This window comes from Pseudomonas sp. I2 (assembly GCF_040984075.1).
GTDB classification, from domain to species: Bacteria; Pseudomonadota; Gammaproteobacteria; order Pseudomonadales; family Pseudomonadaceae; genus Aquipseudomonas; species Aquipseudomonas guariconensis_B.
This window is the reverse complement of record NZ_JBCGFQ010000015.1, coordinates 77,199-103,013: the sequence shown is the minus strand read 5'-3', so window position 1 is coordinate 103,013 and position 25,815 is coordinate 77,199. Positions and strand designations below refer to the sequence as shown.

24 protein-coding genes are annotated in these 25,815 nt (G+C 66.0%); 11 read left to right on the top strand and 13 right to left on the bottom strand.

The features are described 5' to 3' along the window. Window positions 1-105: 105 nt before the first annotated feature. The 4 genes from rarD to WCE05_RS10100 form a co-directional block, all read right to left on the bottom strand. Window positions 106-993 (bottom strand): EamA family transporter RarD, encoded by an 888-nt coding sequence (gene rarD / locus WCE05_RS10115; RefSeq protein WP_225786488.1) that lies wholly within the window; start codon window positions 991-993, stop codon window positions 106-108. Window positions 994-1,056: 63 nt separating this feature from the next. Then, entirely contained in the window at window positions 1,057-2,031 is a 975-nt protein-coding gene (locus WCE05_RS10110; protein ID WP_225786487.1) for a serine/threonine protein kinase, read from the bottom strand. A gap of 146 nt (window positions 2,032-2,177) precedes the next feature. Continuing rightward, window positions 2,178-2,942: a TOBE domain-containing protein gene (locus WCE05_RS10105; RefSeq protein WP_225786486.1), complete on the bottom strand. Its 765-nt coding sequence runs from the start codon at window positions 2,940-2,942 to the stop codon at window positions 2,178-2,180. Between the two features lie 85 nt (window positions 2,943-3,027). After that, window positions 3,028-3,765, bottom strand: a complete 738-nt coding sequence (locus tag WCE05_RS10100; RefSeq protein ID WP_253080208.1) for a ComF family protein — start codon at window positions 3,763-3,765, stop codon at window positions 3,028-3,030. 77 nt (window positions 3,766-3,842) lie between these two features. On the opposite strand from WCE05_RS10100, the gene bioB reads away from it, so the two are divergent. The 9 genes from bioB (at window position 3,843) to WCE05_RS10055 (ending at window position 14,302) form a co-directional block, all read left to right on the top strand. After that, window positions 3,843-4,901 (top strand): biotin synthase BioB, encoded by a 1,059-nt coding sequence (bioB, locus tag WCE05_RS10095; protein WP_225786484.1) that lies wholly within the window; start codon window positions 3,843-3,845, stop codon window positions 4,899-4,901. A 2-nt stretch (window positions 4,902-4,903) separates the two neighbouring features. Further along, window positions 4,904-6,076 (top strand): 8-amino-7-oxononanoate synthase, encoded by a 1,173-nt coding sequence (gene bioF, locus WCE05_RS10090; RefSeq protein WP_253090715.1) that lies wholly within the window; start codon window positions 4,904-4,906, stop codon window positions 6,074-6,076. After that, on the top strand, window positions 6,069-6,800 hold the full coding sequence (locus WCE05_RS10085) for an alpha/beta fold hydrolase (protein ID WP_368815839.1): 732 nt from the start codon (window positions 6,069-6,071) through the stop codon (window positions 6,798-6,800). Before bioF ends, WCE05_RS10085 begins: the two co-directional genes overlap by 8 nt. After that, window positions 6,793-7,617 (top strand): malonyl-ACP O-methyltransferase BioC, encoded by an 825-nt coding sequence (gene bioC / locus WCE05_RS10080; RefSeq protein ID WP_368815838.1) that lies wholly within the window; start codon window positions 6,793-6,795, stop codon window positions 7,615-7,617. Before WCE05_RS10085 ends, bioC begins: the two co-directional genes overlap by 8 nt. A gap of 1 nt (window position 7,618) precedes the next feature. Next, the gene (gene bioD / locus WCE05_RS10075; RefSeq protein WP_368815837.1) at window positions 7,619-8,299 is read left to right on the top strand and encodes a dethiobiotin synthase; all 681 of its coding nucleotides are present in this window, start codon (window positions 7,619-7,621) and stop codon (window positions 8,297-8,299) included. A gap of 171 nt (window positions 8,300-8,470) precedes the next feature. Then, window positions 8,471-8,767 (top strand): pyrroloquinoline quinone biosynthesis protein PqqE, encoded by a 297-nt coding sequence (locus tag WCE05_RS10070; RefSeq protein WP_225786479.1) that lies wholly within the window; start codon window positions 8,471-8,473, stop codon window positions 8,765-8,767. Between the two features lie 341 nt (window positions 8,768-9,108). Continuing rightward, window positions 9,109-10,914 (top strand): phenylacyl-CoA dehydrogenase, encoded by a 1,806-nt coding sequence (locus WCE05_RS10065; protein ID WP_225786478.1) that lies wholly within the window; start codon window positions 9,109-9,111, stop codon window positions 10,912-10,914. A gap of 202 nt (window positions 10,915-11,116) precedes the next feature. Further along, window positions 11,117-12,400, top strand: a complete 1,284-nt coding sequence (locus WCE05_RS10060; RefSeq protein WP_368815836.1) for a diguanylate cyclase — start codon at window positions 11,117-11,119, stop codon at window positions 12,398-12,400. Window positions 12,401-12,523: 123 nt separating this feature from the next. Further along, window positions 12,524-14,302, top strand: coding sequence for an acyl-CoA dehydrogenase C-terminal domain-containing protein (locus WCE05_RS10055; protein ID WP_368815835.1), 1,779 nt, complete (start codon window positions 12,524-12,526; stop codon window positions 14,300-14,302). 260 nt (window positions 14,303-14,562) lie between these two features. On the opposite strand, the gene WCE05_RS10050 is transcribed toward WCE05_RS10055, so the two are convergent. After that, window positions 14,563-15,486: a LysR family transcriptional regulator gene (locus WCE05_RS10050; RefSeq protein WP_253090719.1), complete on the bottom strand. Its 924-nt coding sequence runs from the start codon at window positions 15,484-15,486 to the stop codon at window positions 14,563-14,565. 211 nt (window positions 15,487-15,697) lie between these two features. Here WCE05_RS10050 and WCE05_RS10045 point away from each other — a divergent pair, with 211 nt between their 5' ends. Continuing rightward, window positions 15,698-16,975 (top strand): aspartate aminotransferase family protein, encoded by a 1,278-nt coding sequence (locus WCE05_RS10045; RefSeq protein WP_368815834.1) that lies wholly within the window; start codon window positions 15,698-15,700, stop codon window positions 16,973-16,975. A gap of 166 nt (window positions 16,976-17,141) precedes the next feature. Next, window positions 17,142-17,300 (top strand): YqaE/Pmp3 family membrane protein, encoded by a 159-nt coding sequence (locus WCE05_RS10040; protein ID WP_009681539.1) that lies wholly within the window; start codon window positions 17,142-17,144, stop codon window positions 17,298-17,300. A gap of 97 nt (window positions 17,301-17,397) precedes the next feature. Here WCE05_RS10040 and WCE05_RS10035 read toward each other — a convergent pair whose 3' ends face one another. From WCE05_RS10035 to WCE05_RS10000, 8 genes are all read right to left on the bottom strand, one after another. Then, complete coding sequence (locus WCE05_RS10035) at window positions 17,398-19,233, bottom strand: alpha/beta hydrolase family protein (protein ID WP_368815833.1); 1,836 nt, start codon at window positions 19,231-19,233, stop codon at window positions 17,398-17,400. Next, window positions 19,199-20,329, bottom strand: a complete 1,131-nt coding sequence (gene pqqE / locus WCE05_RS10030) for a pyrroloquinoline quinone biosynthesis protein PqqE (RefSeq protein ID WP_368815840.1) — start codon at window positions 20,327-20,329, stop codon at window positions 19,199-19,201. Before pqqE ends, WCE05_RS10035 begins: the two co-directional genes overlap by 35 nt. Before the next feature lies 1 nt (window position 20,330). Then, window positions 20,331-20,606: a pyrroloquinoline quinone biosynthesis peptide chaperone PqqD gene (gene pqqD / locus WCE05_RS10025; RefSeq protein WP_225786472.1), complete on the bottom strand. Its 276-nt coding sequence runs from the start codon at window positions 20,604-20,606 to the stop codon at window positions 20,331-20,333. Continuing rightward, window positions 20,603-21,358 (bottom strand): pyrroloquinoline-quinone synthase PqqC, encoded by a 756-nt coding sequence (pqqC, locus tag WCE05_RS10020; RefSeq protein ID WP_253102115.1) that lies wholly within the window; start codon window positions 21,356-21,358, stop codon window positions 20,603-20,605. Before pqqC ends, pqqD begins: the two co-directional genes overlap by 4 nt. An 8-nt stretch (window positions 21,359-21,366) precedes the next feature. Continuing rightward, window positions 21,367-22,278 carry a pyrroloquinoline quinone biosynthesis protein PqqB gene (gene pqqB / locus WCE05_RS10015; RefSeq protein ID WP_225786470.1) on the bottom strand — a complete coding sequence of 304 codons (912 nt, stop codon included), beginning with the start codon at window positions 22,276-22,278 and terminating at the stop codon, window positions 21,367-21,369. 78 nt (window positions 22,279-22,356) lie between these two features. Beyond that, a complete protein-coding gene (gene pqqA, locus WCE05_RS10010; RefSeq protein WP_003243383.1) occupies window positions 22,357-22,428 on the bottom strand; it encodes a pyrroloquinoline quinone precursor peptide PqqA in 72 nt (23 codons plus the stop codon). 170 nt (window positions 22,429-22,598) lie between these two features. Further along, the gene (gene pqqF / locus WCE05_RS10005; protein ID WP_368815832.1) at window positions 22,599-24,920 is read right to left on the bottom strand and encodes a pyrroloquinoline quinone biosynthesis protein PqqF; all 2,322 of its coding nucleotides are present in this window, start codon (window positions 24,918-24,920) and stop codon (window positions 22,599-22,601) included. Between the two features lie 88 nt (window positions 24,921-25,008). Then, window positions 25,009-25,806 (bottom strand): carbon-nitrogen hydrolase family protein, encoded by a 798-nt coding sequence (locus WCE05_RS10000; RefSeq protein ID WP_225786468.1) that lies wholly within the window; start codon window positions 25,804-25,806, stop codon window positions 25,009-25,011. Window positions 25,807-25,815 lie beyond the last annotated feature (9 nt).

Genomic DNA, 25,815 nt, shown 5'->3' with positions numbered 1-25,815 from the left:
CATCCGCTTGTGCACAAAGCACGGGGACGAGGGTGTGGATAACCTTTGGAGACCTTGCTGCAGGCCAAGTATTCCGTGGCCTGCAGAGTTTTGATCGTTTCTTGATCAAGCCCGCTTGCGCAGGCTCAACCAGGCATCGACGCTGTAGATCGCCAGGCCCGCCCAGATGAACATGAAGGCCAGCAAGGTGCTGGACGACAGGTGCTCGCCGAACAGCAACACCGCCTGCAGCAGCACCAGGGTCGGTGCCAGGTATTGCAGGAAGCCCAGGGTGGTATAGGGCAGGTGACGGGCGGCGGCGTTGAAGCACACCAGCGGCACCAGGGTGACCGGGCCGGCAGCCATCAGCCAGAGGGCTTCGCTGCTGGTGTAGAAGTCGCCCTGGGCGCTGCTCGCGGCCGGGTGCAGGAGCAGCCAGCCGGCGGCCAGGGGCACCAGCATCCAGGTTTCCACCACCAGGCCGGGCAGGGCCGCCACCGGCGCCTGCTTGCGGATCAGGCCATAGAAGCCAAACGACAGCGCCAGCACCAGCGATACCCAGGGCAGGCTGCCGACCTGCCAGACCTGCTGGGCCACGCCTACCGCCGCCAGCCCCACCGCCAGCCATTGCAGGCGGCGCAGGCGTTCGCCGAGCAAGAGCATGCCCAGCAGCACGTTGACCAGCGGATTGATGTAGTAGCCCAGGCTGGCTTCGAGCATGCGGCCATTGTTCACGGCCCACACGTAGGTCAGCCAGTTGCCGGCGATCAAGGCGCCGCTCAGGGCCAGGACCGCCAGGCGACGTGGGTTGTCACGCAGTTCGCGCCACCAGCCGGGGTGCTTCCACACCAGCAGCAGGAGCGAGCCGAACAGCGCCGACCAGAGCACCCGATGGACGATGATTTCCACCGCCGGGACGTTCTGGATGGCTTTGAAGTACAAGGGGAACAAACCCCAGATGATATAGGCGCCAAGGCCCAGGATGTACCCGCGACGCGGGTTTGCAGCGTGCATGCAGATTCCTTGCTTAGGTAGCTAAATACAGCATGCCTATTGTAGACAGACCGGCTTGGGGTTCTAGAACAATTTCAGGGGTTCTTCATCCAGGGCGGCGATCTGCTCGCGCAGGGCGAGGATCTGGTCGCCCCAATAGCGTGGCTGGCCGAACCAGGGGAAGCTCGGCGGAAACGCCGGATCGTCCCAGCGCCGGGCCAGCCAGGCGCTGTAGTGCAACTGACGCAGGGCACGCAGCGGCTCGATCAGGGCCAGCTCGCGCGGGTCGAAGTCGTGGAACTCGTTGTAGCCGTCGATCAGCTCGGCCAACTGGCCCAGGCGCTCCTCGCGGCTGCCGGCGAGCATCATCCACAGGTCCTGCACGGCCGGGCCCATGCGGCAGTCGTCCAGGTCGACGATGTGGAAGGTTTCGTCGCGGTACATCAGGTTGCCGGGGTGGCAGTCGCCATGCAGGCGGATGACCTGGTGCGGGGTTCGCGCATAGAGGGCCTCGACCCGTTGCAGCAGGTCGCGGGCCACGGACTCGAAGGCCGGCAGCAGGTCTTTTGGGATGAAGTCGCCGGCCAGCAAGGTCTCGAGCGAGGCATGGCCGAAGTTGTCCACCGTCAGGCTTTCGCGGTGCTCGAACGGGCGTGCGGCGCCCACGGCATGCAGACGGCCGAGCAACTGGCCGAGCCGGTAGAGCTGGTCGAGGTTACCGGGCTCTGGCGCGTAGCCGCCCCGGCGTGGGAACAGGGCGAAACGAAAGCCTCGATGTTCGAACAGGCTGCGGCCCTGGTGTTGCAGCGGTGCGACCACGGGGACTTCGCACTCGGCCAGCTCGCTGCTGAAGCGGTGTTCCTCGAGGATCGCGGCATCATCCCAGCGGCCTGGGCGGTAGAACTTGGCGACCAGCGGTTGCTCCCCTTCGATGCCCACCTGGTAGACGCGGTTTTCGTAGCTGTTGAGCGCCAGGACCCGGGCATCGCTGAGAAAGCCCAGGCTTTCCACGGCATCCAGGACCAGGTCGGGGGTGAGGGTATCGAAGGGGTGGGACATGAAGGCTCCAGGGCGCGGACGGCATGGGCGCATGGTAGCGCATTCCAGGCAGGCCATTCGCGGGACAAGCCCAGTGATCTCGAGAGTGGTGCGGTCCCTGTGGGAGCGGGCTTGCCCGCGAACCGGGCGCGCAGCGCACGGCCAGGCTACACGGGCACCCCAAGCAGCACATGGGACGGATGGAACTGCACCCTCACTCCACAACCCTGGCCAACCTTCCTTTGTGCCAGCCAATCCACTTCGGCGAAGGCACACAAGGTCTGCCCATTGCCCAGCGCCAGGCGCACCTCGCTGGGCCCGCCTTGATCCGCCAGCACTTCCTCGACCGTGGCCTTCAGGCAATTGCTGCCAGCCTCGACCTCGTCGGCATCACCGAGCAACTGCACCCAACCGGCCTTGAGCAAGGCCACCACCGTGGTCCCCAGCCCAAGCTCCAGGCGTTCGGTGCTGCCCCGGGTGATCAACGCCTCGATTTCCAGGCCAGCGCCCAGGTCGAGGCTGACGCGGTCATGCCGCCCCTCGCGACGCAGGCCGCTGATCTTCCCCTGCAACTGGTTGCGCGCGCTGGTGCGCAGCATCAGGCGGCCGAGCAGGTCGAGGTCGCTGCTCTCCTCGGCGGCCTCGAGGATTTCCGCTTGCAGGGCCTGCAGGCGCTGGTACAGGCGCAGTACCCGCTCACCTTCGACCGACAGCCGCGCCCCACCGCCGCCGCGGCCCCCGGTGCTGCGCTCCACCAGGGGGCGGCTGGCCAGGTTGTTGAGTTCGTCGATGGCATCCCAGGCGGCCTTGTAGCTGATGCCGGCAGCCTTGGCGGCGCGGGTGATCGAGCCTTGCTCGGCAACGTGCTGCAACAGGGCGATGCGTTGTGGGCGGCGGGCGATGTGCTGGGTGAGCAGGGCGGGTAGGGACATGGGCAGTGCCGGGAACGGATGGCGATGCAGCGACGGTGCCTCCCGCTCCTGGGCAAGTCAAGTTCCGTGCTGCCGGGCAACCCGCTCATGCCTGCCCCGGCTTGGGCGTGCGCGCCAGGCAGTACACATCCACCCGCCGCGCACCGGCCTTGCGCAGCAGGCTCGCCAAGGCCTGGACGGTGGCGCCGGTGGTCAGCACATCGTCGACCAGGGCCAGGTGCTGGCCCTCCACAGCGGCATCTGGGGCGAGTGTGAAGGCTTGGCGCAAGTTGCGCTGGCGTGCCTTGGCGTCCAGGGTCTGCTGTGCAGGTGTCTCGCGCACCCTTCGCAGCAGCTGGTCATCGCTGGGGATGGCCAGTTGCGTGGACAGCCAGCGGGCCAGCATGCCGGCCTGGTTGAAGCCGCGTTGGCGCAGTCGACGCATGCCCAGGGGGACGGGCAACAGCTGGTCAGGCCTTGGCAGGCCCTGGGCGAAGCGGTGCTGCAAAGCATGGCCCAACAATTGGGCCATCAGCCGGCCCAGCGGCCATTGGCTGTGGTGCTTGAAGCGCGCGATCAGGGTGTCGACCGGGAAGCCATAATGCCAGGCCGCCACGGCCTGTTCGAACGCCGGGGGCCTGCGGCTGCATTGGCCGCAGGTCAGGTCGTCCATCGGCAAGGGCAGGGCGCACCGGGTGCAGTGCTCGTCCAGCCAGGGGAGTTCCAGCTCGCAAGCCATGCACAGGGGGTAGGCCTGTGCGGCGGGCTCGTCGCAGAGCAAGCAGTATTGGTTGATATTTGTACACTTGTAAACCAGTGTTTTGAGTGGTGGTTGACAGTCCATGGGCCTTCCGTGACTATGCGGGCTATCCGTGATGCGCCTGTCCCGGCGCCAGTCAGAGCCTAAACAAGGAAACGCCGATGAGCGCCAGCACAACTGCAACAACACGTCACGACTGGACCCTGGCCGAGGTCAAGGCGCTGTTCCAGCAACCGTTCAACGACCTGCTGTTCCAGGCGCAGACCGTGCACCGCGCGCACTTCGACCCCAACCGCGTGCAGGTTTCCACCCTGCTGTCGATCAAGACCGGCGCCTGCCCGGAAGATTGCAAATATTGTCCGCAGTCCGGCCACTACAACACCGGGCTGGAAAAACAGAAGCTGATGGAAGTGCAGAAAGTGCTGGAGGAGGCCGCCCGGGCCAAGGCCATCGGTTCGACCCGCTTCTGCATGGGCGCGGCCTGGAAGCACCCCTCGGCCAAGGACATGCCCTACGTGCTGGAGATGGTCAAAGGGGTCAAGGCCATGGGCCTGGAGACCTGCATGACCCTCGGCCGCCTCGACCGCGAGCAGACCCAGGCCCTGGCCGAGGCCGGGCTGGACTACTACAACCACAACCTCGACACCTCGCCGGAGTTCTACGGCAACATCATCACCACCCGCACCTACGGCGAGCGCCTGCAGACCCTGGCCTATGTGCGCGATGCCGGCATGAAAATCTGCTCCGGCGGCATCCTCGGCATGGGCGAGTCGCTCGATGACCGTGCCGGCCTGCTGATCCAGCTGGCCAACCTGCCCGAGCACCCCGAGTCGGTGCCGATCAACATGCTGGTCAAGGTCGCCGGCACGCCGTTGGCCGACGAGGAAGACGTGGACCCGTTCGACTTCATCCGCATGCTGGCGGTGGCGCGGATCCTCATGCCCAAGTCCCATGTGCGCCTGTCCGCCGGCCGCGAGCAGATGAACGAGCAGATGCAGGCCCTGGCCTTCATGGCCGGCGCCAATTCGATCTTCTACGGCGAGAAGCTGCTGACCACCGCCAACCCCCAGGCCGACAAGGACATGCAACTGTTCGCCCGCCTCGGTATCCAGCCGCAGGCGCGCGAAGAGCACGCCGACGAAGTGCACCAGGCGGCCATCGAGCAGGCGCTGGTCGAGCAGCGTAGCAGCGAGCTCTTCTACAACGCCGCGTCGGCCTGAACATGGCCTTCGACCTGGCGGCGCGCCTGGCCGAACGGCGCGCCGCGGACCTGTACCGGCAGCGGCCGCTACTGCAAAGCCCCCAGGGGCCGGAGGTGGTGGTCGATGGGCAGCGGCTGCTGGCCTTCTGCAGTAACGACTACCTGGGCCTGGCCAACCACCCGCAGGTTATCGCCGCCTGGCGCGCCGGAGCCGAGCGCTGGGGCGTCGGTGGCGGTGCCTCGCACCTGGTGATCGGCCACAGCGCGCCGCACCATGCGCTGGAAGAGGCGCTCGCCGAGTTGACCGGGCGTCCACGGGCGTTGCTGTTTTCCACAGGCTACATGGCCAACCTCGGCGCCATCACCGCGCTGGTGGGGCAGGGCGACAGCGTGCTGCAGGACCGCCTCAACCATGCCTCGCTGCTCGACGGTGGGCTGCTCAGTGGTGCGCGCTTCAGCCGTTACCTGCACAACGACCCGGCCAGCTTGGCCAGCCGCCTGGACAAGGCCAGCGGCGATACCCTGGTGGTCACCGACGGGGTCTTCAGCATGGATGGCGACCTGGCCGACCTGCCGGCCCTGGCCGCGGTCGCCCGGGCCCGTGGCGCCTGGCTGATGGTCGATGACGCCCATGGCCTGGGCACCCTTGGCGCCAACGGTGGCGGAGTCGTCGAGCATTTCGGCCTGGGGCTGGACGACGTGCCGGTATTGATCGGCACCCTCGGCAAGGCCTGCGGCACCGCAGGTGCCTTCGTGGCCGGCAGCGAGGCGCTGATCGAGGCCCTGGTGCAGTTCGCCAGACCGTACATCTACACCACCAGCCAGCCACCGGCGCTGGCCTGTGCCACGCTCAAGAGCCTGGAGCTGTTGCGCCGTGAAACCTGGCGGCGCGAGCACCTGGCTGCCCTGGTCAGCCAGTTCCGCCGGGGCGCCGAGCAGATCGGCCTCGAATTGATGGACAGCCAGACGCCGATCCAGCCCATCCTGGTTGGCGACAGTGCACGGGCCCTGCGCCTGTCGCAGATGTTGCGCGAGCGAGGGCTGTTGGTCACCGCGATCCGTCCGCCGACCGTGCCGGCCGGTGCCGCCCGTCTGCGCGTGACCCTGAGCGCGGCGCACAGTGAGGCTCAGGTCCAGCTATTGTTGAATGCATTGGCAGAATGCTATCCATCGTTGGAGTCCGCCGATGCGTAACCGACTGATCCTCCTGCCCGGCTGGGGGCTGGGCACTGCCTCGCTGGAACCGCTGGCCGCAAGCCTGCGGGCCCAGGACTCGCGCCTGCAGGTCGAGCTGATGCCGCTGCCGGAGCTGGCCGAGGCCAATGTCCAGGCCTGGGTCGAGTACCTCGACCGCAAGCTGCCCAACGACACCTGGCTGGGCGGCTGGTCGCTCGGCGGCATGCTCGCCAGCTTGCTTGCGCACAAGCGCGGCGACCACTGTTGCGGCCTGCTGACCTTGGCCAGCAACCCCAGCTTCGTCTGTCGGCCGGACTGGCCCCACGGCATGGCGGTGGACACCTTCGGTACCTTTCTCGACGGTTGCCGCAGCCATCCCCAGGTGACCCTCAAGCGCTTTCGTACCCTATGCAGCGAAGGCGCACAGATGCCGCGCACCCTGCTGCGCCAGTTGGGTGTCGGTGTGCCGGACACCGACCCGCTGTACCTGGCCACTGGCCTGGAGGTCTTGGCCAGCCTCGATACACGCGCTGCCCTGGAGCACTACGGCGGGCCCCAGTTGCACCTGTTCGCCGGCAGCGATGCGCTGGTCCCGGCGGAGGTGGCCAAGGCCCTGAGCGAACTGCTGCCGGACGTGGAAGTCGGCCTGGTCGAAGACAGTTCCCACGCCTTCCTGCTGGAATACCCACAGGAGCTGGCGACGGGCATCAAGAGTTTCCTGCATGAGAGTGGCGATGACTGACCTTTCCCGTCCGAACCTGCCCGGCACGCTGCCGGACAAGCGCCAGGTGGCGGCCTCGTTCTCCCGCGCGGCGGCCAGCTATGACAGCGTGGCGGCCCTGCAGCGGGCTGTGGGCCTGGCCCTGCTCGACCGGTTGCCGGACGACCTGGCACCGTCGCACTGGCTCGACCTGGGCAGTGGCACGGGCCACTTCAGCCGTGCCCTGGCCGAGCGCTTCGACACGGCGACCGGCGTGGCGGTGGACATTGCCGAAGGCATGTTGCGCCATGCCCGTGAGCAGGGCGGCGCCGGCTATCACGTGGCAGGCGACGCCGAGCGCCTGCCGTTGCGCGATGAAAGCGTCGACCTGGTGTTCTCCAGCCTGGCGGTGCAATGGTGCGGCCAGTTCGCCAGTGTGCTGGGTGAGGCGCGGCGGGTGCTGCGCCCGGGTGGCGTGCTGGCCTTCAGTAGCTTGTGCGTCGGTACCCTCGACGAGCTGCGCGCCAGTTGGCTGGCCGTGGATGGCCTGGTCCACGTCAATCGCTTCCGGCGTTTCGAGGACTACCAGCGGCTGTGTGACGAGAGCGGGTTGCGGGTGCTTGGCCTGGAGCGGCGCCCTCAGGTACTGCACTACCCGGACGTGCGCAGCCTGACCCACGAACTCAAGGCCCTGGGGGCGCACAACCTCAATCCCGGCCGGCCGTCCGGGCTGACCGGGCGGGCGCGGATGCAGGGCCTGCTGCAGGCCTATGAGCGCTTCCGCCAGCCCGAAGGCCTGCCAGCCACCTACCAGGTGGTCTATGGCGTGTTGCGCAAACCCATGGCAGACGAGGCGTGAGATGAGCCAGGCCTATTTCATCGCGGGCACCGACACCGATGTAGGCAAGACCACCATCGCCGCTGGATTGCTCCACGCGGCGCGGTCGCAGGGCCTGAGCACCCTGGGCGCCAAGCCGGTGGCCTCCGGCTGCACCTTGGGCGCCAAAGGCTTGCGCAATGCCGATGCCCTGGCGCTGATCGCGGAAAGTTCGGTGAAGCTGCCCTACGAGCAGGTCAATCCATTCGCCTTCGAGCCGGCGATCGCCCCGCACGTGGCGGCGCGGGAGGCCGGGGTGAGCCTGGACGTGTCGACGCTGCTGGCCGCCATGCAGCAGGTGTTGGCCCTGGGCGCCGACTTCACCTTGGTGGAAGGCGCGGGGGGCTGGCGGGTGCCCTTGTCGGGCCAGGCCAACCTGTCGGACCTGGCGATCGCCTTGAAGCTGCCGGTGATCCTGGTGGTGGGGGTGCGCCTGGGGTGCATCAACCATGCCCTGCTCAGCGCCGAGGCCATTGCGCGCGATGGGCTGCAGTTGGCCGGCTGGGTGGCCAACATCGTCGATCCGCGTACCTCGCGGCTGGAGGAGAACCTCGCCAGCTTGGCCGAGCGGCTGCCAGCACCTTGCCTGGGGCGGGTGCCGAGGCTGAAGGTGGCCAGTGCCGACGCAGTGGCGGCGCATCTGCAGCTGGATTTGCTGGATTAGCCCTATTGGGGCCGCGCAGCGGCCCCAGCGTGTGTCAACCCCACTGGAGGGCCAGAAATATTGCCGGTCTATTGGATGGCACTAGGCTATTAGTCATTTAAACGGGCCTTTTTACCCCTCAACTGCTTTAATGAGGCCTGTTTCATCATCCCGCGTCCTCGGAGTCCTGACATGGAAATCACCGGTAGCTCTGCCTATTACGCAGGCCTTGGCGCCATCCAGGCCGGCCAGCAGCGCATCGACCCGGCCGCCAGCCAGATCGCCAACGGCACCGTAGAGCGTGCCGCCACCAGTCAGACCAGCGACTACCAGGCCGAACGCCTGCGTGCGGTTGACCGCAGCCAGCAGATGGACCTGGCCACCAGCACCGTGCAACTGGCGCTGGGCAAGCATGAAGTCGAACTGGGCGTGAAAGTCGCCAAGGCTTCGGACGAAATGCTCGGTCGGTTCATCGACACCTACGCCTGACTTGCCTTTCCCTGGGCTGCCGCCCATCGCCGGCAAGCCGGCTCCCCAAAGCCTTGGCATGACACAGGATGCGTGCCCCTGTCGGGGCGCCGAACCGCCGCGAATGCGCCCGCCCAGACAACGCCGTTGCCAAGTCGCTCTCCCCGCAGCGGGAAACACAAGGCGCTCGTGCAGCCGCTTGGCGTGTATGCCATGTTTCGCGGCATGAATGGCACCATAGTCCATCCTTGACATTGCCCGGAGCTAAACGTAAGTTTCAAACAACTGTTTGACCGAAAGCCGGCAAGAGCTGGTCGGTACCAGCGGTCTCCCCACCGGACTCATCACAGAGGTTCATCGCTATGCCTGATTACAAAGCCCCCTTGCGTGATATTCGCTTCGTTCGCGACGAGCTGCTCGGCTTTGAAGCGCACTATCAGAGCCTGCCGGGCTGCCAGGACGCCACGCCCGACATGGTCGACGCGATCCTCGAGGAAGGCGCGAAGTTCTGTGAGCAGGTACTGGCTCCGCTGAACCGTGTCGGCGACCAGGAAGGCTGCACCTGGAGCGAGTCGGGCGTGAAGACCCCTACTGGCTTCAAGGAAGCCTACAAGCAGTTCGTCGAAGGCGGCTGGCCGAGCCTGGCCCATGACGTCGAGCACGGCGGCCAGGGCCTGCCGGAGTCCCTGGGCCTGGCCATCAGCGAGATGGTCGGCGAGGCGAACTGGTCCTGGGGCATGTACCCGGGCCTGTCCCACGGCGCCATGAACACCCTGTCGGCCCACGGCACCGCCGAGCAGCAGCACACCTACCTGAGCAAGCTGGTGACTGGCGAGTGGACCGGCACCATGTGCCTGACCGAGCCACACTGCGGCACCGACCTGGGCATGCTGCGCACCAAGGCCGAGCCCCAGGCCGATGGTTCCTACAAGGTTTCCGGCACCAAGATCTTCATCTCCGCCGGCGAGCACGACATGGCCGACAACATCGTCCATATCGTCCTGGCCCGCCTGCCCGATGCCCCGGCCGGCACCAAGGGCATCTCGCTGTTCATCGTGCCCAAGTTCCTGCCCAACGCCGAAGGTGGCGTGGGTGAGCGCAACGCCGTGTCCTGCGGCTCCATCGAGCACAAGATGGGCATCCACGGCAACGCCACCTGCGTGATGAACTTCGACGGCGCCACCGGCTTCTTGATCGGCCCTGCCAACAAGGGCCTGAACTGCATGTTCACCTTCATGAACACCGCCCGCCTGGGCACCGCGCTGCAGGGCCTGGCCCATGCCGAGGTGGCCTTCCAGGGTGGCCTGAAGTATGCCCGCGAGCGCCTGCAGATGCGTTCCCTGACCGGCCCGAAGGCGCCGGACAAGGCCGCCGACCCGATCATCGTGCACCCGGACGTGCGGCGCATGCTGCTGACCATGAAGGCCTTCGCCGAAGGCAACCGCGCCATGGTCTATTTCACCGCCAAGCAGGTGGACATCGTCAAGTACAGCCAGGACGAAGAGGCTCGTAAGAAGGCCGACGCCCTGCTGGCCTTCATGACCCCGATCGCCAAGGCCTTCATGACCGAGGTCGGCTTCGAGGCCGCCAACCATGGCGTGCAGATCTACGGCGGCCATGGCTTCATCGCCGAGTGGGGCATGGAGCAGAACGTGCGCGACAGCCGTATCTCCATGCTGTACGAAGGCACCACCGGCATCCAGGCCCTGGACCTGCTCGGCCGCAAGGTGCTGATGACCCAGGGCGAGGCGCTCAAGGGCTTCACCAAGATCGTCCACAAGTTCTGCCAGGCCCAGGAAGGCAACGAGGCCATCAAGGCGTTCGTCGAGCCGTTGGCTGCGCTGAACAAGGAGTGGGGCGAGCTGACCATGAAGATCGGCATGGCGGCGATGAAGGACCGCGAGGAAGTCGGTGCCGCCTCGGTGGACTACCTGATGTACTCCGGTTACGCCTGCCTGGCCTACTTCTGGGCCGACATCGCCCGCCTGGCCGCCGAGAAACTGGCCGCCGGCACCAGCGAGGAGGCGTTCTACACCGCCAAGCTGCAGACTGCACGCTTCTACTACCAGCGCATCCTGCCGCGCACCCGCGCCCATGTGGCGGCGATCCTGTCCGGTGCCGACAACCTGATGGCCATGAAGGAAGAAGACTTCGGTCTGTCCTGCTAAGCCAACCGGCTGTAGAGAAAAACCGCCTGCCTTCACCGGCAGGCGGTTTTTTTCGTCTGGAATTCGCCCGGTTGAGCCTTGGGCTGTCATTTGGGGCCGCTTCGCGCTCCAGCCGGCACTCAATGCATTCATCTATTCATGTGCGCTGCCGATGAACTAGAGGCACAATGCCATTATCGATCTGCCGGGTCGGAGATTTCTCTTGTTTCGTCTATCCGCTGTCCGCGCGAGCCACTTCCTGCCTTCACTGATCCTGTTGCTGTCGGGGCTCGCGGCGGCTTACGTAAGAGACCTCAACGTCTTCTTCACTTCGCTGTTCAATGTCCTGCCCACCCTGGTCCTGTTGCTGGGTGGCGCCTACTGCGCGGTGTATCGCCGTCAGCGCGAACTGTTCCTGATGGTCACGGTGTATATCGCTTATTTCCTGCTCGATACCCAGACCGACTTCTACCGCGACCATGGCCGGGTTCGTGAGGACGCGGCAGTGGTCTTTCACCTGGTCTGCCTGTTGCTGCCCGCCTTGTTCGGCCTGTTCGGCGCCTGGCAAGAGCGCACCCATCTGGCCCAGGACATGCTCGCCCGCTTCGCCGTGCTGTTCGCCGTCGGCAGCGTGGCGCTGGCGCTGGAGCAGCGTTACCCCGAGGCATTGCTGGCGTGGTTGGCGGAGATCCGCTGGCCGTCGCTGCACGGTCAGTGGATGAGCCTGATCCAGATGGCCTATCCGCTGTTCCTGGGCATTTTCATCCTCCTGGTGGTGCAGTACCTGCGCCAGCCCAGGCCCCTGCATGCGGCGCAGATCATCGGCCTGGTCGGCATCTTCTGGATGCTGCCCAAGACCTTCATCCTGCCTTTCACCCTGAACATCATGTGCAGCCAGGTGATGCTGATGATCGCCGCGGCGGTAGCCCACGAGGCCTACCAGATGGCGTTTCGCGACGAGCTGACCGGGCTGCCGGGCCGCCGTGCGCTGAACGAGCGGATGCAACGCCTGGGGCGCAACTACGTGATCGCCATGACCGACGTGGACCACTTCAAGAAATTCAACGACACCCATGGCCACGATGTCGGCGACCAAGTGCTGCGCCTGGTCGCCAGCCGGCTGGCGCGGGTGACGGGTGGTGGGCGGGCCTATCGCTACGGTGGCGAGGAATTCGCCCTGGTGTTCGCAGGCAAGAGTGCCGAGGAGTGCGTACCGCACCTGGAGGCGGTGCGGGAGGTGATCGCCAATTATGCGATCCAGTTGCGCGACCCGCAGAACCGGCCCCAGGATGACTCGGCGGGGCGCCAGCGCCGTGGCGCGGCTGCTGGCAGCACGGTCTCGGTGACCATCAGTATCGGCGTCGCCGAACGCCAGGCCGATCACCGTAATCCGGATGCCGTGCTCAAGTCGGCCGACCAGGCGCTCTACAGCGCCAAGGGCGCGGGGCGTAACTGCGTCATGGTTTGCGGCCAGCAGTCGAAGCGTGGGGCGGTGCGCATGGCGTGACTGAATGAGACCGTGTGGTCTGTTGATGACCCTATGTCTCGCAAAAGTTGTTCGGTTACACTCCTTCCAACCCCGTGCCGCGGTCCTCCAGGATCGCCCCGCCCCTGATAGCGAGAGGTTGTGATGGCTGACTATAAAGCGCCCCTGCGCGATATGCGCTTCGTCCTGAATGAAGTCTTCGAGGTGGCCAGGCTCTGGTCGCAACTGCCTGGCCTGGCCGAGGCGGTCGACGAAGAAACCGCCATGGCCGTGCTGGAGGAGGCGGGCAAGGTGACCGGCAAGACCATCGCTCCGCTGAGCCGTGCCGGCGACGAGGAAGGCTGCCATTGGGACAACGGTGCCGTGCGTACCCCAGCCGGTTTCATCGAGGCCTACAAGACCTACGCCGAAGGCGGCTGGGTCGGCGTGGGTGGCGACCCGCTGTTCGGCGGCATGGGCATGCCCAAGGCGATTTCCGCCCAGGTCGAGGAGATGGTCAACGCCTCCAGCCTGGCCTTCGGCCTGTACCCGATGCTGACCGCCGGGGCCTGCCTGTCGATCAACGCCCATGCCAGCGAGGCGCTGAAGGAAAAGTACCTGCCCAACCTGTACGCCGGCATCTGGGCTGGCTCCATGTGCCTGACCGAGCCCCACGCCGGCACCGACCTGGGCATCATCCGCACCAAGGCCGAGCCCCAGGCCGATGGCAGCTACAAGGTCAGCGGCACCAAGATCTTCATCACCGGCGGCGAACACGACCTGACCGAGAACATCATCCACCTGGTGCTGGCCAAGCTGCCGGACGCACCGGCAGGGCCCAAGGGCATCTCGCTGTTCCTGGTGCCGAAGTTCCTGGTCAACGAAGACGGCAGCCTGGGTGCGCGCAACCCGGCCACCTGCGGTTCGATCGAACACAAGATGGGCATCCAGGCCTCGGCCACCTGCGTGATGAACTTCGACGGCGCCACCGGTTACCTGGTGGGTGAGCCGAACAAGGGCCTGGCGGCCATGTTCACCATGATGAACTACGAGCGCCTGGGGGTTGGCATCCAGGGCCTGGCGTCGGCCGAGCGCTCCTACCAGAACGCCGTCGAGTACGCCCGCGAGCGCCTGCAGAGCCGCGCGCCCACGGGCCCGCAGGCCAAGGACAAGCAGGCCGACCCGATCATCGTCCACCCAGACGTGCGTCGTATGTTGCTGACCATGAAGGCGCTGATCGAAGGTGGTCGTGCGTTCTCCACCTATGTGGCCATGCAACTGGACAGCGCCAAGTACAGCGAAGATGCCACCACCCGCAAGCGCAGCGAGGAGATGGTGGCGCTGCTGACGCCAGTGGCCAAGGCGTTTCTCACCGACCTGGGCCTGGAGTGCGCGGTGCATGGCCAGCAGGTGTTCGGCGGCCACGGCTACATCCGCGAGTGGGGCCAGGAGCAACTAGTGCGTGACGTGCGCATCACCCAGATCTACGAGGGCACCAACGGTATCCAGGCCCTGGACCTGATGGGCCGCAAGGTGGTCGGCAGCGGTGGGGCGTTCTACCGCCTGTTTTCCGACGAGATCCGCCAGTTCATCGCCGGTGCCGGCAGTGACCTGGAAGCGTTCGCCAAGCCGCTGGCGGCTTCCCTGGACCAGCTCGATGAGCTGACCGCCTGGGTGCTGGAGCGGGCCAAGGGCAATCCCAACGAGATCGGTGCCGCCTCGGTGGAATACCTGCACGCCTTCGGCTACGTGGCCTATGCCTACATGTGGGCGCTGATGGCCCGGGCGGCGTTGGCTGGCGAAGGTGACGAGGCGTTCTATGCTGGCAAGCTGGGGACTGCGCGTTTCTACTTCGCTCGCCTGCTGCCGCGTGTGCATTCGCTGGTGGCCTCGGTGAAGGCGGGGAGCGAAACGCTGTACCTGCTGGATGCGGGGCAGTTCTGAGATAACGCGGGGCTGCAAGGCAGCCCTAATACCGGATGTTTTTTTGTAAGCTTTTTCCTACATCGCGTGGTGACTTTTCTCCCCTTTCCTAGGATTGGATCCACTGTTAATCTTTCTCACATGGACGTAGCGCAGGATGCGCAATGGACAGAACAGGGACAACGTAGGATTTCCTGCCAGGGTGGCGGGGCGATAAGGATGTCAAGGGAAACAGTCTGGAAAACCCCGCTTAGGCGGGGTTTTCTTCGTCTGCAGATTGTTCAACCGAGTACGTCCAGGGGCGAAACGCCCAACTGGCGGGCATCGGTCTCTTCCTCCAGCAGCGTGCGCAGCAACTCCACCGAGGCTTGCTGGCGCTGCACATCGCGAAACACCAGGCCGACCTTCAGCGGCACCCGCGGTTCACTCAGAGGCTTCCACAGCAAGGGCTGGTCGTCCTCGGCAGCATCTTTGGCGCGCCCAGGCAGGATGGTCGCCAGCGCCGTATGGGCGAGGCTGTCGAGAATCCCGCCCATGTTGTTCATCTCCGCTTGCACCTGCGGCCTGCGGCCGAGGTTGGCCAGTTGCGCCTGCCAGATCTGGCGGATCTGGAACTCCTCACCAAGCATCAGCATCGGCAGTTCGGCTGCCTGGCGGATCGAGACCTTCTTGAAGTCCTTCAGGGGGTGAGTGTCGGGGATGACAAGCTGCAGCTCATCTTCGTACAGCAGCAAGCCATGCAACCCCGGTTGGCGCGGCGGCAGGTAGCTGATGCCGATGTCCAGGCTGCCGTTGAGCAGGCGCCGCTCGATCTCCAGCCCCGACAACTCGTAGATCTGCACCACCAGGTGCGGCTGGGCTCGGCGCACGCGCTCCAGCAGTTGCGGTACCAGGCTCGGCCGTACCGTCTGCAGCACGCCGATGGCCAGGGTACGCAGGGACTGGCCCTTGAAGCTGCGCATGGCGTCGTGGGCCCGCTGCAGGCCGTCGAGCAGCGGCAGGGCGTGGTTGTACAGGGTATGGGCGGCAAGGGTCGGCAGCAGCCGCTTGTTGCTGCGTTCGAACAGGCTCAGGTCGAGGCTGTGCTCGAGCTGGCGGATCTGCTGCGACAGCGCCGGCTGGGACAGGGACAGGCGTTCGGCGGCACGGCCTACGTGGCCTTCTTCGTACACCGCGACGAAATAACGCAACTGACGAAAATCCATAAGCAATACTTATCGAAAAAGCTGAAAAAACGGAATGGTCGCAACGCGCCGTGACGCCTAGTCTATCCCCGTATTCCAGCGGCTTACAGCGATCATTACAGTGATTGTTACCCTGGATGAAAAAGACTTTTGATAGGCAAGGCAGAATATAAACCCTCCGGCACATCGACCGGGGCCTTGACCACCCTGACCGTGATTGGCTGGAGCCCCGATGAACCTGTTCAACCTGCGCCGCTCGCCCCCGGTGGCCGCCGAGCCCAAGCGTGCCCCAGTGGCCGAGCCGGCGGTGCCGCAACTGGCTCGCGAGCACCTGATGGCGAGCGCGCAACGGGCTGAGCAGGTCTTCGTGCGGGGGCAGGGCTCGTGGCTGTGGGACAGCGAAGGGCATGCCTACCTGGATTTCACCCAGGGTTGTGCGGTCAACAGCCTCGGTCACAGCCCAGGCGTGCTGGCCAAGGCGCTGGGTAACCAGGCCCAGGCGCTGATCAACCCGGGTGCGGGTTTTCACAGCCGGAGCCTGCTGGAGCTGGTCGAGCGGCTGTGCCAGAGCACCGGCAGCGACCAGGCGTACCTGCTCAACAGCGGCGCCGAAGCCTGCGAAGGGGCGATCAAGCTGGCCCGCAAGTGGGGCCAGCTGCATCGCAATGGTGCCTATCACATCATCACTGCCAGCCAGGGCTGCCATGGGCGGAGCCTGGGGGCGCTGTCGGCCTCCGACCCGTTGCCGTGCAACCGCTGCGAACCTGGCCTGCCGGGCTTCAGCAAGGTGCCGTTCAACGACCTGGCTGCCCTGCACGCGGCGGTGGACTCGCGCACCGTGGCGATCATGCTCGAACCGATCCAGGGGGAGGCGGGGGTGGTCCCGGCGACCCGCGAATACCTCAAGGGTGTCGAGCAACTGTGCCGTGAACTGGGCATCCTGCTGATTCTCGACGAAGTCCAGACCGGCATTGGCCGCTGCGGTGCCCTGTTGGCCGAGCGGACCTACGGTGTGCGCGCCGACATCGTCACCCTGGGCAAGGGCCTGGGCGGTGGCGTGCCATTGGCCGCCTTGCTGGCCCGTGGCAGCGCCTGCTGCGCCGAGCCCGGCGAGCTGGAGGGCAGCCACCACGGCAATGCCTTGATGAGCGCCGCTGGCCTGGCAGTGCTGGATACCGTGCTGGAGCCGGGTTTCTTCGAGCATGTGCAGGACAGCGGCCGCCACCTGCGCGATGGTCTCTGCCGCCTGGCTGGCCGCTATGGCCAGGGCGAGGTGCGTGGCCAGGGGCTGCTCTGGGCCTTGCAGTTGCGCGAAGACCTGGCCCGTGATCTGGTCGAGGCCGCGCTGCGCGAGGGGCTGCTGCTCAATGCCCCACAGGCGGACGTGGTGCGCTTCTCACCGGCGCTGACGGTGAGCAAGGGCAACATCGACGAGATGCTCCTGCGCCTGGCCCGCGCTTTCGCCCGCTTGCATGCCCAGCAGCACAGCCGCCGCGAGGTATCGGCCTGACCGGCCTGGCGGTCGCAAAAATTTCAACGAACCGTCTCGCGTTCCTGCGCATCGCCCTTGGCCTGTAGTCTTTGGCCCGGGGCGTTTTTTTTGCCTGGCGCCTGGCTGTGGAACCATAGGGCCATGCCGCTAGTCTCTCTTGTGAACCTTCCAAGGAGAGATCTGCATGGACTTCATTCGCATCATCATCGCCATCATTCTTCCGCCGCTGGGGGTGTTCCTGCAGGTCGGGTTCGGTGGCGCGTTCTGGCTGAACATCCTGTTGACGCTGCTGGGTTATATCCCGGGGATCGTGCATGCGGTGTACATCATCGCCAAGCGTTGAGGGTTGCTAGAGCTGGCCTGTCGCATAGGGCTGCCTTGCAGCCCATCGCCGGCAAGCTGACTTTCACAGGGCTCTGGAGAGTACAAAGCCCAGGAATCTACCTGCCTAGCACCCGGCAGTAGAATTTCCACTCTTCCTCCAGCGCATGGGCCAGGTTTTGTGCCTGGCGCAAACCATGCCGCTCCCCCGCATAGAAATGCCCCTCGGCCTCGATGCCGTTGGCCTTGAGCGCCTCGAGCATGGCCCGGGTCTGCGCCGGCACCACCACGGCATCCAGCTCGCCCTGGAAGAAGATCACGGGGGCCTTGATCCGCCCGGCATGCAGCAGCGGCGTGCGCTGGCGGTAGCGCTCGGCATCCCGCAGCGGGTCGCCGATCAGCCAGTCCAGATAGTCACCCTCGAACTTGTGCGTTGCCCGGCCCAACGCCACGGGGTCGCTAACGCCGTACAGGCTGGCGCCGGCACGGAACACGTCGTGGAAGGTGAGGGCGCACAGGGTGGTGTAGCCGCCTGCACTGCCGCCACGGATGAAAGCCTTGCGCGAGTCGACCAGGCCCAGCCCGGCGAGGTGGGCGACCGCGGCGCAGGCGTCCTCCACATCGATCTCGCCCCAACGCAGGTGCAGGGCCTGGCGGTAGGCACGGCCATAGCCGCTGCTGCCCCGGTAGTTGAGGTCGGCCACGGCGAAACCCCGTTGCGTCCAATACTGGATGCGTGGGTCGAATACCGGATAGCAGGCCGAGGTCGGGCCACCATGGATGAACACCACCAGCGGCGCAGGCGCTGCGCTGCCATCCATGGCCGGGTAGAAGAAACCATGGGCCGTGTCGCCGCCGCTGGGGTAGTGGATCGGCTGCGGGCGGCTGACCCGTTCGGCCGGCAAGGGCAGGCCGCCACCGGCCAGTACCTGTACCTGCCTGGTATGCCGGTCGATGGCGATGACCGCTGGCGGGTTCAGTGGCGAGCCAGCAATGGCGTAGATGTGCCCGGCATCCATGGCCAGGCTGCGAAAGCGCGTGTAGTCGCTGCCAAGGTGCTGCACCTGCCCGCCGTGGCTGCGCAGGCCCAGGTGCCCGAAACCTTCCTCGAACCAACTGGCCAGGTAGGTGTCGGGGCCGAGCGCCAGCCAGGTGCTGGCCCCCAGTTGCCAGGGGGCTGCGGCATGGTCGGCGGTCGCCGCAAGCAGTGCCTGCCACTGGCCGTCGACTTCCCCCCAGGGCTGCCAGAAGCCATTGCGATCGCTCAGGCAGTACAGCCGTCCGTCGGCGTCGAAGCGGGGTTGCTGCAGCGATTCTTCGTCTGCCGCGTCACCTGCCAGGCAACGGGCCGGCCCCCAATCACCTCGGCTGTCGCGTTCACGGCACATCAGGCGGGTGCGGGTCCAGGGTTGCTCCGGTCGGTCCCACTCGACCCAGGCCAGGCGCTGGCTGTCGTCGCTCAGGGTGGGCGAGGCATAGAAGTCGGCGCCTTCGGCCAGCACCACGCGGCCTTCGCCGGAGAGGGCCACCAGACGATGCTCGACCCGCTCGACATGCTGTTCTTCCACCGCCAGGACCTGGCCCGCCTGCCACAGCACATCGCCATAGCGGCAATGTTCGGCCTGGGTCAGGGCGCGTGGCGGGGAACCGTCGAGCGCCTGGGTGTAGACCTGCTGGTCGGCCTCGTTGACGAACACCAGGCCGTCACCGCCCAGGCAGAAGCTGCCACCGCCGTACTCGTAGACGCGGCTGCGCACGCTGTAGCCGTCCGGGGTCAGGCAATGGGCCTGGGCGTTGCGCCAGTGCCAGATGCGGCAGGCACCGTCGGCGGGGCGGAACTCGTTCCAGAACAGCCCGGCGGCGCCGACCTTGAGTTCGGCGAAATCGGTGCCGGCTGCCACTGCCTGGGCAGCGCTGAAGTCAGCCACGGGCGATGACACGGGAGTTGCGCTCATTGCGGAAGGTCATCTCTTCGATGCCCGGCTGGGCGGTTTCGGCTTCCTCGCGGGCCTTGAGGATGATGCCGTGGTCGGCGGACTTGGCGCACACCGGGTCGGCGTTGCTGGCATCGCCGGTGAGCATGAAGGCCTGGCAGCGGCAGCCGCCGAAGTCCTTTTCCTTCTCGTCGCACGAGCGGCAGGGCTCGGGCATCCAGTCGTAGCCGCGGAAACGGTTGAAGCCGAACGAGTCGTACCAGATGTGCCGCAGGTCGTGGTCGCGCACGTTGGGGAACTGCACCGGCAGTTGGCGCGCGCCATGGCAGGGCAAGGCGGTGCCATCCGGCGTGATGGTCAGGAACAGGCTGCCCCAGCCGTTCATGCAGGCCTTGGGGCGTTCCTCGTAGTAATCCGGGGTGACGAAGATCAGCTTGCAGGGGTTGCCGGCGGCCTTGAGTGTTTCCCGGTACGCGTTGGTGATGCGTTCGGCCCGCTCCAGCTGGGCGCGGGTCGGCAGCAGGCCCAGGCGGTTGAGGTGCGCCCAGCCGTAGAACTGGCAGGTGGCGAGTTCGACGAAGTCGGCTTCCAGGGCCAGGCACAGCTCGATGATGCGGTCGATCTTGTCGATATTGTGCCGATGGGTGACGAAATTGAGCACCATCGGATAGCCATGGGCCTTCACTGCCCGGGCCATCTCCAGCTTCTGCGCGAAGGCTTTCTTCGAGCCGGCCAGCAGGTTGTTGACCTGCTCGTCGCTGGCTTGGAAGCTGATCTGGATATGGTCCAGCCCAGCCTGGCGGAACGCCGCGATCTTTCGTTCGGTCAGGCCGATGCCGGAGGTGATCAGGTTGGTGTAGTAGCCCAAGCGCCGGGCTTCGCCGATCAGTTCGGCCAGGTCCTGGCGCACCAGCGGCTCGCCACCGGAGAAGCCCAGTTGCGCCGCGCCCAGCTCACGGGCCTCGGCCATCACCCGGAACCACTGCTCGGTGGAGAGCTCCTGGCCCTGCGCGGCGAAGTCCAGTGGGTTGGAGCAGTACGGGCACTGCAACGGGCAACGGTAGGTCAGCTCGGCCAGCAACCACAGCGGCAGGCCGACCTCCGGTTTGGCCGGCATTTCAGGCGAGGACGATCCAGTGTTCGGCACGGGCCACCTCCATGAACTGCTCGATGTCGTCGGCCACTTCCGGGACACCGGGGAACTGACGCTCGAGCTCGGCGATGATCGCCGCCACGTCGCGTTGGCCATCGATCAGGCCGCCGATCAGCGCGGCGCTTTCGTTGAGCTTGATCATGCCCTCGGGGTACAGCAGGACATGGCCCTTCTGCGCCGGTTCGTACTGGAAACGATAGCCCGGGCGCCACTGCGGGACTTGCTGACGATCGAAACTCATAGGGCGATCCCCTTGTGCCAGACCCGCTCGCCGGTGACGGTGTGGTAGGGCGGGCGGTCCAGTTCGTAGGCCATGCTCATGGCATCGAGCATGCTCCAGAGAATATCCAGTTTGAACTGCAGGATCTCCAGCATGCGCTCCTGGCCGGCGCGGGTGGTGTAGTGCTGCAGGGTGATCGCCAGGCCATGCTCGACATCGCGCCGGGCCTGGCCCAGGCGGGTGCGGAAGTACTCGTAGCCGGCCGGGTCGATCCACGGGTAGTGCTGCGGCCAACTGTCCAGGCGCGACTGGTGGATCTGTGGGGCGAACAGCTCGGTCAGCGAGCTGCTGGCGGCCTCCTGCCAACTGGCGCGGCGGGCGAAGTTGACATAGGCGTCCACGGCGAAGCGCACGCCGGGCAGGACCAGTTCCTGGGAACGCAACTGATCCGGATCCAGGCCCACCGCCTGGCCCAGGCGCAGCCAGGCCTCGATGCCACCGTCCTCGCCAGGGGCGCCGTCATGGTCGAGCAGGCGCTGGATCCACTCGCGGCGCACCTCGCGGTCCGGGCAGTTGGCCAGGATCGCGGCATCCTTCATCGGGATGTTGACCTGGTAGTAGAAGCGGTTGGCCACCCAGCCCTGGATCTGCTCGCGGGTGGCGCGGCCTTCGTACATCGCCACGTGGTAGGGGTGATGGATGTGGTAGTAGGCGCCCTTGGCGCGCAAGGCCTGCTCGAATTCGGCAGGGGACATCGGTGTTGCGTCGCTCATCAGGCCTCCTACAGCTCGATGCTCATGCCGTCGTAGGCGACTTCCACGCCCCGGCGTTGTACCTCGGCGCGTTCCGGGGAGTCTTCATCGAGAATCGGGTTGGTGTTGTTGATGTGGATAAGCACCTTGCGCTGGCGCGGGAAGCCCTCCAGCACCTCGAGCATGCCGCCCGGGCCGTTCTGCGCCAGGTGGCCCATCTCGCGGCCGGTGCGGGTACCGACACCGCGCCGTTGCATTTCATCATCCTCCCACAGGGTGCCGTCGACCAGCAGGCAGTCGGCGCCGTGCATCATCTCCAGCAACTGGCCGTCGACCTGGCCGAGGCCCGGGGCATAGAACAGCTTGCCGCCGGTGCGCAGGTCTTCGACCAGCAGGCCCAGGTTGTCGCCCGGGTGCGGGTCGAAGCGATGCGGCGAATAAGGCGGTGCGGCGCTGCGCAGGGGGAAGGGGGTGAACCTGAGGTTTGGGCAGGCTTCGATGACGAAGCTGCCGTCCAGCTCGATGCGGTTCCATTTCAGGCCGCCATTCCAGTGGCTGAGCATGTTGAACAGCGGAAAGCCGGTGGTCAGGTCCTGGTGGACCATGTCGGTGCACCAGACCTGGTGCGGGCAGCCTTCGCGCAGGCTGAGCAGGCCGGTGGTGTGGTCGATCTGGCTGTCGAGCAAAACGATCGCATCGATGCCGGTGTCACGCAGGGCGCGGGCCGGTTGCATCGGCGCGAAGGCCTGGAGTTGGGCGCGGATGTCCGGTGAGGCGTTGCACAGGATCCAGTGCTCGCCGTCGTCGGACAGGGCGATGGACGACTGGGTCCGCGCCGTGGCGCGCAGCGTGCCGTCGCGAAAGCCCTTGCAGTTGGCGCAGTTGCAGTTCCACTGGGGAAAACCGCCGCCAGCGGCGGAACCGAGAATCTGGATGTACATGGCTGCTCTCTATCCGAAGATGCGTATCCGAAAAACGAAAACGCCCCGGCGGACCGAGGCGTCGAACCGCAGGCTGGCTTAGCGGTTGGCGAAGTACATGGTCACTTCGAAGCCGATACGCAGGTCAGTGTATGCAGGTTTGGTCCACATGGGCTTGCTCCTTCCGGATAGGGGTTGGGGTTGTCAGTCACTTGTTTGGGTACCGCCTCGCGGAGGAGGTTCCATTGGCTGAGATTGCGCTATCTTACAAGAAAAATTTGTACCGAAAGGTTAATTATTCGAAAAGTGCCCTTGCACTTACCGTAACAATCGACCTTCGCTCATTGCCATCGCTCATCTGGCGCCGGTGCATTGGCCAAGCATAGCCAGCCATCTTCGGCCGCCAGCAGGCGCTGCATTAACAGATCCAGGTGCGTCTGGTCTGTATTCAGAATAGACCGCTGCATGTAGGAAAGGTCGCTGGCTTGTGTGGCCAGTTGTGTCTGCCATGCCCATTCCGCCACGTCGGTGTTGGCCATGGCGGACTCCGCGAACTGCTCGGCCAGGGCTTGGCGCACGCCGCTGTCGAGCTGCACACCTTCCTGGAGCAGGGCCAGCAGGTGGGTGAGGATTTGCGTGGGGCTGGCATGGGGCGATTGCACGCCGAAGAGCAGGCCGCCGACGCCCTCGACCTGACGAAAGGCGCTGAACACCGCATAGCCCAGTTGCAACTCCACTCGCATGCGCTGGTAGTACGGACCCTGCAGCAGTTGCGCCAGCAGCCGGCCTGCGGCTTGCTGTTCAGCCGGTAGCGGGCAGAACAGCAGCAGGGCGCTCTCGCTGCCCTCGGCCTGGGCGTGATGCCAGTGCAGCCCGTGGAAGGGCGCGGGCCGCTGCAGGTGGGCGGGTTGGCCCATCAGCTTGTCCAGGGTCACGCCCAGGGCTGCCTGCCCGGCCTGGTCGAAGCCCATGGCCAGGCCCTGCCAGCGCGCCGTTTGCCAGAGCCGGTCGAGCAAGGCCTGGTCCAACGGGGCGGCCGAAGTGGGTTGGGCTTCGCCGTTTCGCAGGACGTCGGGCAGTGCCTTGAGCAATGCCCGAAGTGGAATCAGCGCCGGCCCCTGGGTGGGCGGTGACTGCCAGTTATCCAGCGTGGGTGCACGTAGCAGGGCGAGCGACTCCTCGACCGCGCGCAACACCGCTTCTGGACGCCCCGTGCAACGCAGTTGCCAGTATTCGCCGACGGCATCGAAGGCCAGTTGTATCGAAGCGCGTTCGGCGCGCTCCATCAGCGGGCGCAGTGCCTGTTCGAGTAGCGGATGGAAACGTTGACGCAAGCAGGAGGTTATCTGCCAGCGCAGGTAGAGCGCGGCGAAGCGGCGTGTGTCCGGCAGGAGGTCGCTGATCGCCAGGCCTGCTGGAGGCGCGGCCGTGGAGTGCCGGGGAAGGCCGGCTTGCAGCAACGGATCGGGTGGCGCTAGCCGCCAGTGGTCGTGGGCACTGTCACTGCTGGGGAGGCTGCCCAGCAGTATTCGCAAGGCCTCCAGGCCTTGTGCATCGAGGGCCCGGAAAGGGTGGCCTGCGCTGTCTCGGCGGGCCAGGTCGAGGGCGCTGGCGGCTTGCTCGCGGCTGTGCTGCAGGCGGGCGAACGCCTCGTTCAAGGTCGCCCTATCGGCGTGGCGCATGAAGCCGAGCCAGCTGTGCAGCGACGTGCGAATGTCGGCTTGCGATGCCTCTTCGCTCAGTTGCAGGCGAACGCTCCAGAGCAGTTGCCCGGCGAAGGCGTGCAGTGGCTCGGCCTGGAAGCCTTGTAGCCATCCACGTTGGCGCAGGTGTGCCAGCCAGCCACCCTTTCGGCTGTCACCCAGGTAGGCGAGCAGCAGTTCCAGTGCCTGTTCGGCGCCTTGCGGCAGGTTTTCATGGGCGAACAGCAGGTCCAACCTTCGTCCGGCTGGGGGGAGGTGACGCAGGGCGCCTTGCAGCAGGGCCGGGGGCATCGCCTGGGGGATGCGCTGGCCGTCAGCGAACAGGCCGCCGAGGCGCTGGCCCACGGCTTGCAGCGCGTCCAATGGCTGTGGCCCGCACAGGGCCAGGGTCATCTGCCCGCCTTGGTAGAACTGTTGGTGAAACTGCCGCAGAGCCTGCTGGAACGCCGGATCGCGCAACACCAGGCTGTGCCGGTTGCCCGCCTGGAAACCGCTCAGCGGATGGCGGGCGGACACGCACTGGAGCAGGGCGAAGTGCCGCTGGGCCTCGGGGTTGCGCGACCAGGCGATGAATTCGGCATGGATCACTTCGCGCTCGCGGACCTGGCGTTCGATGCCCAGGTCCGGCTCGGCGAGCATCTGGCATAGGCGCTCCAGGCCGCCTGGCAGCGCAGTGGGCGGGACCTCGAAGAAGAAGTCGGTGGTGCGCTCGCGGGTGCTGGCGTTGACCTGGCCGCCCAGGCTTTGCACATAGCGCATCAGGCCGTCTTCCAGGGGAAAACGGTCGGTACCCAGGAAGAACAGGTGCTCGAGGAAATGGGCCAGGCCAGGCCATTTCGCTGGGGCGTCATGGCTGCCGGCATGCACCCGCAGCGCCGCGGCGGCGCGCTTGAGGTGTGGGGCGTGGCGCAGGACGAGCTGCAGGCCATTGGCGAGGGTGAGGTGGCGAGTGGCGTACATGCGCTCATGCTAGCGCATTTGTGGGGGCTGGCTGGGAGCAATTAGGGCCGCTTTGCGCCCCATCGCCGGCAAGCCAGCCCCCGGGGGCTCAGTCCTGGCGAGCCTGGTGCAGCTCGCGCCGCAGATCGGTCAGGTAGGGAAACGCCGCCCGCCCTTGCACCACGCATTCATGCTCCAGCTCGGCCAGCAACTGGCACTCGCTGCGCCCTGCCATGGCCAGCAAGCTCCCATCCGGACCGATGATGCTGCTCTGGCCGCAATACTGGATCTCGCCTTCCGCACCACAGTAGTTGGCATACACCAGGTAGCACTGGTTCTCCTGTGCCCGTGCGCGCACGGTGACCTGGCAGATGAAGTCGTAGGGCGTCATGTTCGCCGTCGGCACCAGGATCAGCTCGGCGCCGGCCAGGGCCAGGCGACGGGCGTTTTCCGGGAACTCGATGTCGTAGCAGATCAGCATGCCCAGCTTCCAGCCGTCCAGCTCGACCACCGGGAAGTGATCGGCGCCCGGGCTGAACATGGCGCGGTCCAGCTCGCCGAACAGATGAGTCTTGCGGTAGTTGCACAAGCTGCGACCATGGGCGTCGATCAACTGCACGCTGTTGTATACCGCGCCGTCTTCGGCGCGCTCCGGATAGCCATAGACGATGGCGATGCGGTGGGCCTGGGCGATTTCCACCACGCTCATGGCCGAAGGGCCGTCATCGGGCTCGGCGAGGCGCTGCACTGCCTCTGCACCGATGTTGTAGCCGCTCAGGTACATCTCCGGGCAGACCAGCAGTTGCGCGCCGCGGGCTGCCGCCAGTTGCGCCTGCTGTTGCAGGCGCTCGAGATTGCCGGGTACGTCCAGTGGCCTGGGCGTACCCTGGAACAGGGCGATGCGCATGGCGCCTCC

Bases quoted from the DNA above. Each gene is read 5' to 3' on its own strand.
- rarD (WP_225786488.1), bottom strand. From the start codon at position 993: ATGCACGCTGCAAACCCGCGTCGCGGGTACATCCTGGGCCTTGGCGCC.
- WCE05_RS10110 (WP_225786487.1), bottom strand. From the start codon at position 2,031: ATGTCCCACCCCTTCGATACCCTCACCCCCGACCTGGTCCTGGATGCC.
- WCE05_RS10105 (WP_225786486.1), bottom strand. From the start codon at position 2,942: ATGTCCCTACCCGCCCTGCTCACCCAGCACATCGCCCGCCGCCCACAA.
- WCE05_RS10100 (WP_253080208.1), bottom strand. From the start codon at position 3,765: ATGGACTGTCAACCACCACTCAAAACACTGGTTTACAAGTGTACAAAT.
- bioB (WP_225786484.1), top strand. From the start codon at position 3,843: ATGAGCGCCAGCACAACTGCAACAACACGTCACGACTGGACCCTGGCC.
- bioF (WP_253090715.1), top strand. From the start codon at position 4,904: ATGGCCTTCGACCTGGCGGCGCGCCTGGCCGAACGGCGCGCCGCGGAC.
- WCE05_RS10085 (WP_368815839.1), top strand. From the start codon at position 6,069: ATGCGTAACCGACTGATCCTCCTGCCCGGCTGGGGGCTGGGCACTGCC.
- bioC (WP_368815838.1), top strand. From the start codon at position 6,793: ATGACTGACCTTTCCCGTCCGAACCTGCCCGGCACGCTGCCGGACAAG.
- bioD (WP_368815837.1), top strand. From the start codon at position 7,619: ATGAGCCAGGCCTATTTCATCGCGGGCACCGACACCGATGTAGGCAAG.
- WCE05_RS10070 (WP_225786479.1), top strand. From the start codon at position 8,471: ATGGAAATCACCGGTAGCTCTGCCTATTACGCAGGCCTTGGCGCCATC.
- WCE05_RS10065 (WP_225786478.1), top strand. From the start codon at position 9,109: ATGCCTGATTACAAAGCCCCCTTGCGTGATATTCGCTTCGTTCGCGAC.
- WCE05_RS10055 (WP_368815835.1), top strand. From the start codon at position 12,524: ATGGCTGACTATAAAGCGCCCCTGCGCGATATGCGCTTCGTCCTGAAT.
- WCE05_RS10050 (WP_253090719.1), bottom strand. From the start codon at position 15,486: ATGGATTTTCGTCAGTTGCGTTATTTCGTCGCGGTGTACGAAGAAGGC.
- WCE05_RS10045 (WP_368815834.1), top strand. From the start codon at position 15,698: ATGAACCTGTTCAACCTGCGCCGCTCGCCCCCGGTGGCCGCCGAGCCC.
- WCE05_RS10040 (WP_009681539.1), top strand. From the start codon at position 17,142: ATGGACTTCATTCGCATCATCATCGCCATCATTCTTCCGCCGCTGGGG.
- WCE05_RS10035 (WP_368815833.1), bottom strand. From the start codon at position 19,233: ATGAGCGCAACTCCCGTGTCATCGCCCGTGGCTGACTTCAGCGCTGCC.
- pqqE (WP_368815840.1), bottom strand. From the start codon at position 20,329: ATGCCGGCCAAACCGGAGGTCGGCCTGCCGCTGTGGTTGCTGGCCGAG.
- pqqD (WP_225786472.1), bottom strand. From the start codon at position 20,606: ATGAGTTTCGATCGTCAGCAAGTCCCGCAGTGGCGCCCGGGCTATCGT.
- pqqC (WP_253102115.1), bottom strand. From the start codon at position 21,358: ATGAGCGACGCAACACCGATGTCCCCTGCCGAATTCGAGCAGGCCTTG.
- pqqB (WP_225786470.1), bottom strand. From the start codon at position 22,278: ATGTACATCCAGATTCTCGGTTCCGCCGCTGGCGGCGGTTTTCCCCAG.
- pqqF (WP_368815832.1), bottom strand. From the start codon at position 24,920: ATGTACGCCACTCGCCACCTCACCCTCGCCAATGGCCTGCAGCTCGTC.
- WCE05_RS10000 (WP_225786468.1), bottom strand. From the start codon at position 25,806: ATGCGCATCGCCCTGTTCCAGGGTACGCCCAGGCCACTGGACGTACCC.